Here is a 13192-nt window from a genome sequence, read left to right as displayed (position 1 = left end):
CCAACCGTCCAGGAGGCTTCCCACGCGGCACGCTCACGCCCCGCGCAGGTCGGTTGATTCCTGGTGGAACCATTCGATATGTTCGCGCAGCAAACGGGCCGCTTCGGCCCCTTGTCCGGTGGATACCGCCGCCATGATCGCATGGTGCTGGGCCCGCAGGACCTCGGCGATGGGTTCCCAGGCGGCGTCGCTACGCACCGATTCGCGCACATAATCCCCAATGGACAGCCGCAAGGACTCCATCATGGCTTCGATCACCGCATTACCGGCCAGCCCGGAGAGCAGCACGTGGAAGCGGGCGTCCATCGCATGGAACCCGGCACGGTCCAGCTGCGGATCGTCCATGGCCTCCAGCAGGCCCCGGGCCGCACCCAGCAGGCGCTCGGAGCGTTCGGGGTCGGAATCCAGGTTCGCCGTGTTCGCGGCCCAGGTTTCCAACAGGATGCGGGTTTGGACGATCTCCTCGACACTGAGCCGGGCCGATGCGACGTGCATGCGCAAGGCGGTGGCGATCCCGGTGGCCGGTTCGGAGATCACCACGGCCCCGGCCCCTGGACCGGAGCCGGTCGAGGTGCGCACCACGCCCATGACGTCGAGGATCCGGATGGCGTCGCGGACCGAGGCGCGGGAGATACCGTGTGTTTCGGCCAGCAACCGTTCGCCGGGCAGCTGGTCCCCCACCTTCAGCTGCCCATGGCGCAGTTGGTCCTCGATGGCGTCCAGGACTGTCTGGTAGGCCTTCGGCGTCGGCACCCCGGCAGGGTTTTCGGTGGTCACCCGGTCATTCTTCCATGGTCTGACCACCGACGGTGTGGGACGCTGGACGATGGGCCGCCACACCCCTATAGTGGTCTGACCACATAGCCCATGGCTCGCCCGACGACGCCACCGGAAGGCCCTGAATGAAAATCGCCCTCTTTGCCACCTGCATCGTCGATGGCATGTACCCGAGCACCGCACGGGCCACCGTCTCGATCCTGGAACGCCTCGGGCACGAGGTCGTGTTCCCGAAAGGCCAGGCCTGCTGCGGCCAAATGCATATCAACTCCGGCTACTTCGCCGAAGCGGTGCCGGTGATCGCCAACCACGTCGAGGCCTTCGACAGAGCCGACTACGACGTTGCCGTGGCCCCTTCGGCCTCCTGCGTCGCCTCGGTGAAGCACCAGCACCCGATGATCGCCGAGCGTGCCGGCGATGCCGGGCTCAAGAGCCGGGCCGAGTCGGTGGGGGCGCGCACCTATGAGCTCTCCCAGCTGCTCACCGACGTCCTGGGCATCACCGATGCCGCGGCAGAACTCGGCAGCTGGTTTCCCACCTCGGTGACCTACCACCCCTCCTGCCACGGGATGCGGCTGCTGCGTCTTGAGGACCGCCAGCTGTCCCTCCTGCGCACCGTCGAGGGCATCACGGTGGCCGATCTGCCCGAGGCCGACCAGTGCTGCGGTTTCGGCGGGACCTTCTCGATGAAGAACGCCGAGGTCTCCTCGGCCATGCTCGACGACAAGGCGGGCAACATCATGTCCACCGGCGCCTCGCTCTGTACCGGGGGCGACGCCTCCTGCCTGCTGCATATCGGTGGCGGGCTCTCCCGCTCCGGCGCCGCCGCCGGCACCCTGCACTTCGCCGAAATCCTCGCCAGTACCCGGGAGCACCCCTACGACGCCGGAACCGGGCACCACACGAAGGCGCAGGTGGCCCGATGAGCGCCGTCTTCGTCGGCATGCCGTCGCTGCCCGCCTACGGGATCGGGAACCTGCATGCCACCGAGTCCTTCCCCGATGCGGCCGAGCACGAGCTGGCCAACGGGCAAATGCGCACCAACCTGCGCCATGCCACCCACTCCATCCGCGATAAACGGCTGAAGGTCGTCGGGGAACTACCCGACTGGGAGGATCTTCGTTCTGCCGGGTCGGCGGCCAAGGAAGCGGCCATGGCCGATCTGCCGGCCCTGCTGGCCCAGTTCGAGGAGAACTTCACGGCCCGCGGTGGGATCATCCACTGGGCCCGTGACGCCGACGAGGCCAACCGGATCGTCGCCTCCCTGGTCAGCGAGCAGGACACCCGGGAAGTCGTGAAGGTCAAGTCGATGGCCACCGAGGAGATCGGGCTCAACGACCACCTCGCGGCCGAGGGAATCGAGGCCTTCGAAACCGATCTGGCCGAACTGATCGTCCAGCTCGGCCACGATAAGCCCAGCCATATCCTGGTCCCGGCCATCCATAAGAACCGCTCGGAGGTCCGTGAGATCTTCCTGCGCGAAATGCCCGACGTCGACCCGGACCTCACCGATGATCCGCGCCAGCTGGCGATGGCCGCCCGGGCCCATCTGCGGCGCAAGTTCCTCTCGGCCAAGGTCGCCATCTCCGGCGCCAACTTCGCCGTGGCCGATACCGGAACGCTCGGCGTCGTCGAATCCGAAGGCAATGGGCGGATGTGCCTGACGCTGCCACACACACTGATCACCGTGATGGGCATCGAGAAGTTGCTCCCCCGCGCCGAGGACCTCGAAGTCTTCATGCAGCTGCTCCCCCGCTCCTCCACCGGGGAACGGATGAATCCGTACACCTCCTTCTGGACCGGCGTCCACGCAGACGACGGGCCGCAAAACGTGCATCTGGTCATGCTCGACAACGGGCGCACCGCAGCCCTATCGGACCGGTACGGACGCTCGGCGCTGCACTGCATCCGTTGTTCGGCCTGCATGAACGTCTGCCCGGTCTACGAGCGCACCGGCGGCCACGCCTACGGTTCAACCTACCCGGGGCCGATCGGGGCGATCCTCTCCCCGCTGATGACCGGCATCAAGGCGGAGGAAAATAATTCGCTGCCCTACGCTTCCAGCCTGTGCGGGGCCTGCTTCGACGCCTGCCCGGTGAAGATCAACATCCCCGAAATCCTGGTGCACCTGCGCGGCGAGGACGTCGATTCCCGGCGTGGAAAGCCCCGGCTGCCCTCGGAAATGGACCTGATGATGAAGGGTGCCCAGTGGGCGTTCTCCTCCGGTCGGCACCTGAACCTGGTGGAAAAGGCCCTGCCCTTGGGCCGGTTGGCTGCCGGACGGGATCACAAGATCAAACGCCTTCCCGGACGTCTGGCCGGCGGGTGGACCGCCTCCCGTGATATCCCGGCACCGCCGAAGAAGTCCTTCCGGGACTGGTGGGCCTCCGAACACGACGCCGGGGACACCGGCACCGGCAAGGACGGCAAATAATGGGCGCCCGCGAAGAAATCCTGGAACGCATCATCTCGGCCCTGGCCGATGAGCCCGCCATCCCCGAGGTCCCGCGTACCTACCGCCGGTCCGCCGATCTGTCGGGGCAGGCCATCGAGGCGATGCTGGTCGAACGACTCGAGGACTATCAAGCCCACGTCGACGTCGTGTCCTCCGCCGGGCTCCCGGGGACCCTCGAGACACTCCTGGAGGAGGCCACCGGCTACGTGGTCCCCCCGGGGTTGCCCGAGTCCTGGTTCGACGTCGATGGGTTGCGGGCCGACGACCGGCGGGTCACCGACGCCCCCGGCCACCGGTTGTCCGTGCCCGAACTCGATGCGCTCTCCTCCGTGGTCACCTCCTCGACGGTGTCCGTCGCCGAATCGGCCACGATCGTCCTGGACGGCTCCGGCGACCAGGGCCGGCGGGCCATCAGCCTGGTGCCCGATCAGCATGTGTGCATCGTCCCGGCGTCGTCCATCGTCCAGATCCTGCCCGAGGCCATGTCACGGATCGAGATCACCCGGCCGCTGACCTGGATCTCCGGCCCCAGCGCCACCAGCGATATCGAGCTCGAACGGGTGGAAGGGGTCCACGGGCCGCGGCGTCTGGACGTCGTCATCGTCACCGACCTCTGAGACAATACCGTCCATGAGCACCGACCTGCCGGAAACCCTCGAAGATGTCCGCGCCCTGGCCTCCCGCCACGATCTGGCCCTGGCCGAAGAGGGCATCACGTTCAACGAATCGGGGCTCGACTACCGGGTCGCGTTCGGCCACGAGGACTCCGAAGCATCCCAACAGTGGGTGCTGCGGATCCCGCGCCGCGAGGACGTCTCCGCCAACCTCGGCGAGGAACGGGCGATCCTGGAGTTCGTGCGACCCCGGCTGTCGGTCGCCGTCCCCGACTGGCGGATCAGCACCGAGGAGCTCATCGCCTATCCGTTATTGCCCGGTTTCCCTGGCCTGACCCTGGACGACGCCGGTGAGCCGCTGTGGAACGTCGACACCGAATCGGAGGCCTATGCCGATTCGCTGGCCCGGCTGCTCGCCGAACTACACACCCTGGATACGGATCAGGCCCACGCTGCGGGCGTTCCGCATGAGGACCCCGAGCAGGTCAGGGCCCGGTGGCGCGCCGATCTGGAACGGGTACGTGCCGAGTTCGTGGTCTCCGACGACCTGATCGGCGGATGGGAGGCCTGGTTGGCCGATGACGGTTTATGGCCGCAGTCCACCGTGTTCACCCATGGGGAGCTCTACCCGGCGCATCTGCTGCTCGATGAGCATGAAGACATCGTTTCGGTGCTGGATTGGACCACGGCGCGGGTCAGCGATCCGGTGGTCGATTTCGCGTTTCATTGCATGATCTCCAGCGCCGAGATCTTCGAACGGACCGTGGCCCGCTATACCGAGCTCACCGGGCGGGAGGAGCCCCGGCTGGCCGAACGCTGCGCCTCGTTGTTGGCGGCCAGCCCGCTGAGTCATGCGCTCTACGCACTGGCCACCGGACTGGAGGAACACCGGGCCGCCGCCGCGAGCATGCTCAACCCGGAGACCTCTGACCACTAACCGCCGGGGAGGGTGTCGGCGCCTAGTGACCCGTGGTGTGGGGCAGCGAATCCACAACGTCTGCGTAGGGGAACGACAGGACGGCTCCGGCGGGCAGGGAGTAGGTCACCCCGCCGGCGGTATCGTCGATGAGGACCGCCAGAACGCCCCGTTCGCCGGAGAGCTGCGGTTTCTTCTGGTCGACGACATGGCTGAAGATCTCATCGGCCGTGAAGTCGCCGGCGTGGGTGCTGTCCAGGACGCCATCGGGGGGAACGGCCATCGCCGGGAACTCGGCCTGGTAGGTGCCGGTGACGTAGCTTTTGCCTCCCGCATGGTTGACCATCATCGCCTCGGAGAAGTCGATGGTCAGCTTGCTGTCCCCCGATTCCGCGGTGATGCTATTGACCCCGGGTAACGCCGTAGACCCTGGCGCTTTTTCGACGGATGCGGGCGTGATGACCATGCTGACGTCGGAAGTGTGGCCATCGGCGTCGATCGCCTGCCCGGTGAGCGTGAAGGGCGCCCCGTCATACCCTTCGGAGGCCATGGCCACGACCGCCTCCTCCGGGGCGAACTTCGGTGCTTCGCCGTCCCGGCAAGGCTCTGCTCCCTCGCAGAGCCGCGGCAGCTCGGCCACGCCGGGGGTGGCGATCTCCAGTCCCTTCGGCATCTCCTGCCCGGCGTCGAACTCCAGTCGTTCATGATCGTCCACTGCCGCCCCGCCGCTGAGTTCCGCCGGGTTGAACAGGACCGGGACGCCGGCATACATGGTTCCGAGGTCGGCTTCGTATTCCAGCCCCTGCTGGTTCGACGCTGCCGTGGAGGTGGCAGCCGACGATTCGGCCGATGAGGTGCAGCCGCTCAGCCCGACACCCACGAAGAGCGTCGCCGCGGCGCAGACCGCGATCCCTGGCCTCACTGCGTGTCGACCGATCATGAGATGCCTCCCCCCACGGTGCCAGTGGTCCGGCTCGGCGCCTGCGCGACGGGCATTTCCGGCCACGCTACAGCACTCGAAGAGACTTCCACTCGGCTTGTCTATATTGTCGTCCGACCGTTACTGCCCACCGGTTCCCCCGATTCCGGTCTTCGTGTCCAGGGTGAAGGTCTGCTCGAAGTACTTCCCTCCGGCGGTGACCGCACAGTGCACGACGACGGCTCCGGCTGCCAGATCTGCTGCGCTCACCGTCTGGGTCGGGGTGAAGTACAGCGTCTCGGCGCCCGGCTCCAGTTCAACCGGGGGGAAGGCAGCGGCCACCTCCCCATCGAAGGTCCCGGAGAGTTCGGCGGTCACCGTTTCGTCCCAGGTGTTCCTGAACCGCCCGGTGAAGGCCAGGATGTCCCCTGCTTTGACCCCGGGAGCCGGCGGCCCGTAGTTGGCGACCTGGGCCTCGCGGGTCCCCAGGATCTGCCCCTCCTCCGCATAGCCGTGCCCGATTTCCTTCCAGGTGTGCACACCCCACGGCCCCGCCACGGCAGGGATCGAATGCGAGTCCCCGACCGTGACCCATTCGGTGGGCCGCCCGGGGGTGAGGGAACGCAGCACCAGGGTCAGCGCTCCGCCGTCGTCCTCGGCGAAGCTGGCTGCGGCGGCGGCGAGCGCCTCATCACTCAACTGGTCGGCGTCGATGCGGGTGAACACCAGTTCGGTGTAGCCGGAGCGTTCGTAGAAGACCCCCACTGAGCCGTCGCCCAGCACGGCGGCCGTGGAATAGGCCGAACTTCCGGCGCAGAGGGTGCGCACCGGCGACCAGCTGGACCCGGCGTCGTAGGAGACACTCAGCACGGTCTGCCGGCGCAGTGAGCTGTCCCGATTATTGGTCACCAGCAGGACGGCTTCGCCCTCATCGGTGGTGCGTAGGCGCAGGATGGATCCGTTGTCCCCGGGATCGGGGAGTGTGGGGATCGTTTCCAGCGGCGTGTAGCTGTGGCCGCCGTCGTATGAGATGGCTCCCCTGCGGGCCCCCGGCGCCCTCGAGTTCAGCAGCACGGTGCCGTCGGGCAGGCAGACTGTCTTGTTTTCGTTCGCTTCCCCCGGGGCGGGTTCGCCGAGGGTCCACGTGTCTCCGTGGTCGTCGGAGTAGGCGCTGGCCGCACGGATTGCCCCCTGGAACAGCAAGACCATCTGCTGGACGAGTCGGCCGGCATACGGGCCGGCGTCGAGCTGGATCCCGTTCCCGGCGGCGGCGAAGATCCCGGTGATCCCCTCGCGTTTGAGCTCGCCGGTCAGTCGCCGGTGGGACCAGGTGGCACCGTCATCATCCGAGGTGGACAGATCCACCTGCTGGACCTGGTCAACGGGTTCGAGCCCTTCGACGGCTTCGAAGAACCCGGCATGGGTTCCTGCCGCATGGAAGCAGAAGATGCGTCCCGTCTGCCGGTCCACGAGCAAGCTGGGGTCCCCGTACCCTGCCAGGCCTTCCCCGGTACGGATCAGCTGTTGTGGACCCCACGTCTTGCCGTGGTCAAAGCTACGGCGCAGGAGCAGGTCGATGGTGTTGGGCAGGTCGTCGAGATTGGGTCGCCCGTCATAGGCGGCCAGCACCGTTCCCCTGGTGCTCACGGCGAGCGCGGGGATCCGGTACTGCCGGTAGCCGCCGTGACCTCGGGTCGCCAGGACCTGTTCGGTGGATTCGGTGGTGGATGTGGCGGACGGGTCGGCGCCGGGATTCGGTGGAAGCACACCCCAGAACTACACGGTGTGAGGCACAACGGCCAATGATGACCTGCCCCCGGAACAGCTGAGGGTTTTTGCTGGCTTCCCCCCTGCGATACGGTGGGCAAAACCACAACATCGGGGGACGCATGTCACTGAAGACCGGAACGATCTTGCCGCTGATCGCGGTCGGCGCCTTGCTGACCGGCTGCGGCGCGGGGGCAACGGCGCCTGATGACTCAGCGCCGCCGGAGTCCGCCGCCGCATCCTCTTCGGCCGTGGCTTCGGACGACTGTTCCGCGTTGCAGGAGAGATTTATTGCCGGGGATCTCCCGCAGGAATTCTACGACGGGGTGGACCAGGGCGTGCGGGTCGTTGAGACCACCAGCGGGACCATCCTTCAAAACAGCATGCTCGCTTCGGACGCCGCCGACGATCCCGACGCTTCTTCCCCCGCAGCCGAGTACCCCGACCGGGTGGAGCCGAACCCCGAATGGCCGAAGGATTCCGTGGTCTTCGTCGATCCCGCCAGCGGTGACGTCGTGAAGGCCATCGATGTTCCCGATGAGCTGAAGTGCGCCCCGTGACGAGAAGGGGCTTCCCTCTCACCACCATCATTCCGCTTTTTGCTGTCGGCGCTCTCCTGGCCGGCTGCAGTGCGGGGCAAGCCCCGTCGAGCGAGCAGAGCTCGGCAGCAGAGGAAACCCTGTTTCCCATTCCTTCTCTCGTCGGGACGACCTCGGCCGATTGCCCCGAGGCCGCCGCCCGATGGGCCGAGGCGGAGCGCGGGCCCGATTTCTACGACGGACTGCCCGACGATGTCAGGATCATCGAGACCAATAGTGGGACGGTCCTTCACACAGGGCACGCCAGCAACGCACCCCGGGCTTCGGCACCTGCCTCCGCGGCCCCGGACCGGGTGGAACAGGATCCAGCATGGCCACAGGATTCCGTGGTCTTCGTCGACCCCGAAAGTGGTGACGTCCTGCGGACCATCCTCGCCCCGGAGAATATGTTCTGCGAGCCGTAGGCTTGCTGGCAGCTACTCCGCGGCCAACCTGACGCAGCATCCGCAGGGCGCGCTGGGTTCGACCCGCTCGGTGTGCCGCTCCGAGCCCAGCGTCTCCAATGCCCCGCAGATCAGCTCCTGGTTGATCCCGCACACCGTGTCGGTATGACGGTTGGCCAGGGAATGAAACGGGCAGTTGGTCAGATCCGTGGTGCCGTCCTGGCGATCTTCGGGCCGGTAGCCGTTCGTGGCAAGGAAAGCCTGGACATCCGCTTGGCCGGCCGCCAGCCGGCGCCCCGCCTCGCGGGCAGCTTCGGGTAGATGCTCGTCCATCGACCTACCGTCGAGACGGGAGGCGTCGATGGCTTCGGCCATGATGTCCGCGGCGACGGTGTATTCGCGCTGCGGGACGCTGGCGGAGACCTCGGTCCGGGTCGCGCGGTAGACCTTGGAGGGTCTGCCGGAACCGGGGCCCGTGGCCCCATTCAACCGACGAAACTCCACCGTGAGCAGCCCTTGTTCGGCGAGGCGATCCAGCTGGAAGGCCGCAGCATGGCGGGCCAGGCCCAGTTCCCGGGCGACCTCGTCGCGCCCCACGGATTCCCGGCTGCGGGACACCAACTCGTAAATCGAAGCCCTTAAGGGGTCCGCGACGGTGGCGATGTCCTGCAGGGAACGATGGCGCGATACGGGTCTCATGACATCAGTCTACTTCTAAAACGAATAAGTATTGATTTAGAGTACCTACGGCTCTAATGTGAGTTATCTCTACTTTAGAAAGGTTCCCGTCATGACCACCCATCTCGCTCCGGAGGGCACCCGGCAACAAAGCCGTGCCACGCATCAGGCCTTCCTCCTGCTGCGGACCATCTTCACCATCGCGCCGATCATCTTCGGTATCGACAAGTTCACCAACGTGCTCACCGATTGGACGCATTACCTGGCCCCGATCGCCACCGACATCGTCCCGGTCAGCCCGGAGGTCTTCATGTACGGGGTCGGCATCGTGGAGATCGCCGCAGGCATTCTGGACGCGCTGCGGCCACGCATCGGTTCGCTGGTCATCGTCGCCTGGCTCGCCGGCATCATCGTGAACCTCCTCCTGCTCCCCGAGTTCTTCGATGTGGGGCTGCGGGACTTCGGCCTTCTGGTGGCAGCCTTGGCACTGAACCGGCTGGCCAGCAGCGAGGCCGTGACACCTCCGCAGAAGGCGTAGCGTCCACACCGGCGCGGGACCCGGCTCCACGGCGGGAACCGCGCTGATCGCCGTCCGGGAAAGGGAGCGACCTGAACGGGAAGGTCAGCGTCCCGCGGCGTAGCCCTGCGCCCCGCGGGGATTCGCCGCCGCCGAAAGTTGACCGGTCGCCGGATCCCGGACGACGGCGGACAGCCGCCCCAGCGCCCAGTCGCCGGCCCGGGTCACCCGATGGCCACGGGCTTCAAGCCCGGCGATGACCGCCTCGCCCAGACGATCCTCCACCACGGCCCCACCAGGAGCCCAGGTCCGCGGCCAGAAGGAGCCGGGGATCGAGGTGGTGTGCAGTGCCGGGGCGTCGATGGCCTGCTGCGGGGTATACCCGCCGACGATGGTGCGCAGCAGGTAGAGCAGCTGCCATTGGTCCTGCTGATCCCCTCCCGGCGAGCCCACTGCCGCCACGGGCTGGCCGCCCTTCAGCACCAGCGTGGGGGTCAACGTGGTGCGCGGTCGCTTCCCCGGGGTGAGCGTGGAGGGGGACCCCTGCTGGAGCCACGTCATCTGTAACCGGGTGCCCAGGCAGAACCCCAGCGCCGGGATGGTCGGCGAGGATTGCAGCCACCCACCCGAGGGCGTGGCCGAGACCATGTTCCCCCACCGGTCCACCACATCCAGATGACAGGTGTCCCCGCGGGTTTCCCCGCTGGGACGGACCGTCGGTTCCCCGACCCCGGCGAAACCGGTCTTGGCGCCGTCGGCCCGGGCCGGGGACGGCTCCTCGGTGCGCAGTTCGGGGACGAATGGCTGGCGGCCCGGGACGGCCCCGGGCCGGAAATCATGGCTCGCCCGTTCGGTGATCAAATTGCGCCGCTCGGCTGCATATCCGGCACCCAGCAGGTACTCCAGCGGGACATCGGCGTCCCCGAAATAGGCTTCCCGGTCCGCCATCGCCAGCTTCAGGGCCTCCAGGATGGTGTGCGCGCCGAGTTCGGTGGACGGGTCCAGGTATTCGTCGTCGTACCCCTCGAGGATGGCCAGGGCCAGCAGCAGTGCCGGCCCTTGGCCCCAGGGGCCGGTCTTGGCGATGGTGTGCCCGCGGAAGATGACGGTGGCCGCCGGTTCGAAGCTGGCCCTGAAGCCGGTGACGTCGGCGGCCGTCATCACCGCTGCATGGTCGGTTCCCGAGGAATGCCGGTGTGGGGTCGAGAGGAAGGCCTCGGCCTCCGCCCCGACGGTGCGCGCCCATAACTCGCGGGCCGCATCGATGCCCGCGGCCCGGTCCGCCCCGGCCGCCGCTTCCCGCCCCAGACCTTCGAGCAGCGACGCGTAGGTCGGGTTATACAGCAGCGACCCTTCGGCGAGCAGTTTTCCGTTAGGTAGCCAGCGCTCGGCCGAACTGGGCCACTGCTGGGAGAACAGATCGGCGACCGTGGCGATGGTGTCGCGGACCCGCGGCAGGATCCGGTGCCCGCCCCGGGCATAGTCGATGGCATAGGCCAGCACGTCGGCCAGGTTCCAGCTCCCGTGGTCGCGCAGCAGCAACAGCCAGGCATCCACCGCACCGGGAACCGCTGCCGCCAAGGCCCCGGCCCCGGGCACCATGTCCAGGCCCTGTCCCCGATAGCGTTCCACGGTGGCCGCCGCCGGCGCCGGCCCCTGGCCCATCAGGACCACTGGCTCATCCGGCCGTTCGGCGGTGGCGAAGACGGCGGTCATATCGCCGCCGGGGCCGTTCAAATGCGGTTCAACGACGTGGAGCACGAAGCCGGCGGCCACCGCGGCGTCGAAGGCATTGCCGCCGCGTTCGAGGACCGATTGGGCGCAGGCCGCCGCCAGCCAGTGCGTCGCGGCGCTCATGCCGAAGCTGCCGTGGAGGGTCGGGCGGGTGGTGAAGGATTCCGGTGCGGTGTAGGTCACACCCCTACTCTAGGTTCCCTGCCGCGGCAGGAGGGCGGCATCGAAGCGTTGTAGGCTGCGAACATGACGACGTGGGTTCCCGATGTGTTGGGCACGGGGTTTGAGCAGCTCACCCTGGACCTGCCATCGGGCGAGGTGGCCACCCTGGTCAGGTACGACGGCGGCATCCAGGATTGGAATGTCCCGGAACTGGCGGGGGTCGACGTTTTATATCTCCACGGCTGGTCCGACTATTTCTTCCAACGTGAGCTCGCGGAGTTCTGGCATCGTGCCGGGGCACGCTTCTTCGCCGTCGACCTGCGCCACTACGGGCGCAGCCTCCGCCCGGGATCGACTCCGGGATTCATCACCAGACTCGACGAGTACGACGAGGAGATCACCGCGGCACTGGCCGCCATGGGCCGCGATTCGGCGTCCACGACCCCCTTGTTGTTGATGGGGCATTCCACCGGTGGTCTGACGGCCACACTGTGGGCCGCCCGCCATCCGCAGCAGGTCGACGCCCTGGTCCTGAACTCCCCGTGGCTGGAGTTCCAGGGGCGGGATATCGGCCGGGCGATGATGGCCCCGCTGATGCATGCCGGGTCCTGGCTACGCCCGGCGGCCTCGCTGCCGACCATCGACCCGGGCATCTACACCCGGGCCGTCTCGAGCCGGTTCGACGGCGAATGGGACTACGACCTGGCCTGGCGACCCGAACGCGGATTCCGGCTGACCCGCTCCTTCCTCAACGCCGTCTTTGAAGGACAGGCCACCGTCGCCCGCGGGCTGGACCTGGAGATTCCGGTCCTGGTGATGCTCTCCTCCCGAAGCTATCTGCAGCCACGCTGGTCCGTCGAGGCCACCACCGCCGATGTCGCCCTGAATGTCGACGTCGTGGCCGAACGGGCTTCCTCGCTGGGAAGCGATGTCACCATCCGGCGGATCCAGGACGGGTTCCACGACATCTTCCTGTCCCCCGCTCCGGTCCGCGCCCCGGCGTATGGGCTCATGGGTGGTTGGGCGCAGGACGCGCTGGACAGCACGACCAATGAGTTGTGGGCAGCCCGTATCCGCGGGGTCGAGGAACCGCCCGCCCTGCAACGTTCGGCGTGGAAGAACTTCGTCGCAGGTATCCGCGAACTCGTGCACGATGCCGGCAACGGGCGGCGCTGAGACGCCTCAACCGTGCTGCTGTGAGATCCCTTCGGGATCCGCTGCTTCGGGCCAGAAGCGGCCCCCGGAAAAAGCCATTGACACGGCCCCGATCGCCAGGGGAATGAAGGGCGTGGCCAGGCTACTCTCCTGCACGCCGGGCGACCACACCCACACGACGACGGCCACTACGGCGCCGGCCAGCGCGAAGTTCACGAGACGGGGCACCGGCCTCGGGGCGAGTGCGAACGCCGTGAAGGTGGAGGTCAGCAGGATCCACGCCAGAATCAGCCAATTTTTGGCCGCCTCCTCGGGGGGCTCCGGCCATGGACCAGACGACTCCGCCGGAGATGAGCATCATCACCGCCGCATACATGCTTGCTGGCCGGTTGCTACTGATCCACGAGGCCCCGGTCTGCTGTCGGGGCTCCGTTGTGTCAGCCGTCGGAGCGCCATCATCTTCACTCATACTGTCGACCCTACTAGTGGGCCAGTAGAAGGTTAACCGTCGGGCGG

14 protein-coding genes are annotated in these 13192 nt (G+C 67.3%); 8 read left to right on the top strand and 6 right to left on the bottom strand.

The features are described from left to right. Positions 1-33: 33 nt before the first annotated feature. Positions 34-777, bottom strand: a complete 744-nt coding sequence (locus FM101_RS04315) for a FadR/GntR family transcriptional regulator (protein WP_245806616.1) — start codon at positions 775-777, stop codon at positions 34-36. 125 nt (positions 778-902) lie between these two features. Here FM101_RS04315 and FM101_RS04310 point away from each other — a divergent pair, with 125 nt between their 5' ends. From FM101_RS04310 to FM101_RS04295, 4 genes are read left to right on the top strand one after another with little or no spacing between them, the layout of a single operon-like run. Then, positions 903-1703 carry a (Fe-S)-binding protein gene (locus FM101_RS04310; RefSeq protein ID WP_086995983.1) on the top strand — a complete coding sequence of 267 codons (801 nt, stop codon included), beginning with the start codon at positions 903-905 and terminating at the stop codon, positions 1701-1703. Continuing rightward, a complete protein-coding gene (locus FM101_RS04305; RefSeq protein WP_086995980.1) occupies positions 1700-3211 on the top strand; it encodes a LutB/LldF family L-lactate oxidation iron-sulfur protein in 1512 nt (503 codons plus the stop codon). The genes FM101_RS04310 and FM101_RS04305 overlap by 4 nt, the downstream gene beginning before the upstream one ends. Next, positions 3211-3849, top strand: a complete 639-nt coding sequence (locus FM101_RS04300; RefSeq protein ID WP_179204226.1) for a LutC/YkgG family protein — start codon at positions 3211-3213, stop codon at positions 3847-3849. The genes FM101_RS04305 and FM101_RS04300 overlap by 1 nt, the downstream gene beginning before the upstream one ends. Positions 3850-3862: 13 nt before the next feature. Continuing rightward, positions 3863-4783: a macrolide 2'-phosphotransferase gene (locus FM101_RS04295; RefSeq protein WP_086995976.1), complete on the top strand. Its 921-nt coding sequence runs from the start codon at positions 3863-3865 to the stop codon at positions 4781-4783. 22 nt (positions 4784-4805) lie between these two features. Here the strand turns inward: FM101_RS04295 and FM101_RS04290 are convergent, their stop codons facing one another. Both FM101_RS04290 and FM101_RS04285 read right to left on the bottom strand, forming a co-directional pair. Beyond that, a complete protein-coding gene (locus tag FM101_RS04290; RefSeq protein ID WP_086995973.1) occupies positions 4806-5702 on the bottom strand; it encodes a hypothetical protein in 897 nt (298 codons plus the stop codon). Positions 5703-5822: 120 nt separating this feature from the next. Further along, positions 5823-7448, bottom strand: coding sequence for a sialidase family protein (locus FM101_RS04285; RefSeq protein ID WP_086995972.1), 1626 nt, complete (start codon positions 7446-7448; stop codon positions 5823-5825). Positions 7449-7570: 122 nt separating this feature from the next. On the opposite strand from FM101_RS04285, the gene FM101_RS04280 reads away from it, so the two are divergent. Together FM101_RS04280 and FM101_RS04275 are read left to right on the top strand one after the other, a co-directional pair. Then, the gene (locus FM101_RS04280) at positions 7571-8008 is read left to right on the top strand and encodes a hypothetical protein (RefSeq protein WP_143269206.1); all 438 of its coding nucleotides are present in this window, start codon (positions 7571-7573) and stop codon (positions 8006-8008) included. Next, positions 8005-8451, top strand: a complete 447-nt coding sequence (locus FM101_RS04275; RefSeq protein WP_086995967.1) for a hypothetical protein — start codon at positions 8005-8007, stop codon at positions 8449-8451. The genes FM101_RS04280 and FM101_RS04275 overlap by 4 nt, the downstream gene beginning before the upstream one ends. A gap of 12 nt (positions 8452-8463) precedes the next feature. On the opposite strand, the gene FM101_RS04270 is transcribed toward FM101_RS04275, so the two are convergent. Next, on the bottom strand, positions 8464-9129 hold the full coding sequence (locus FM101_RS04270) for a helix-turn-helix transcriptional regulator (protein ID WP_086995964.1): 666 nt from the start codon (positions 9127-9129) through the stop codon (positions 8464-8466). Between the two features lie 91 nt (positions 9130-9220). On the opposite strand from FM101_RS04270, the gene FM101_RS04265 reads away from it, so the two are divergent. Then, positions 9221-9646: a hypothetical protein gene (locus FM101_RS04265; protein WP_086995961.1), complete on the top strand. Its 426-nt coding sequence runs from the start codon at positions 9221-9223 to the stop codon at positions 9644-9646. An 84-nt stretch (positions 9647-9730) separates the two neighbouring features. Here the strand turns inward: FM101_RS04265 and FM101_RS04260 are convergent, their stop codons facing one another. After that, positions 9731-11542 (bottom strand): gamma-glutamyltransferase family protein, encoded by a 1812-nt coding sequence (locus FM101_RS04260; protein ID WP_086995958.1) that lies wholly within the window; start codon positions 11540-11542, stop codon positions 9731-9733. Positions 11543-11605: 63 nt separating this feature from the next. Between FM101_RS04260 and FM101_RS04255 the strand changes: the two genes are divergently transcribed. After that, on the top strand, positions 11606-12697 hold the full coding sequence (locus FM101_RS04255; protein WP_086995955.1) for an alpha/beta hydrolase: 1092 nt from the start codon (positions 11606-11608) through the stop codon (positions 12695-12697). Between the two features lie 6 nt (positions 12698-12703). Here FM101_RS04255 and FM101_RS04250 read toward each other — a convergent pair whose 3' ends face one another. Continuing rightward, positions 12704-12904 carry a hypothetical protein gene (locus FM101_RS04250; protein WP_143269204.1) on the bottom strand — a complete coding sequence of 67 codons (201 nt, stop codon included), beginning with the start codon at positions 12902-12904 and terminating at the stop codon, positions 12704-12706. Positions 12905-13192 lie beyond the last annotated feature (288 nt).

It is taken from the genome of Arthrobacter rhombi, from assembly GCF_900163545.1.
Taxonomy (GTDB): Bacteria; Actinomycetota; Actinomycetes; order Actinomycetales; family Micrococcaceae; genus Arthrobacter_H; species Arthrobacter_H rhombi_A.
This window is presented reverse-complemented; position numbering and strand designations above follow the sequence as displayed.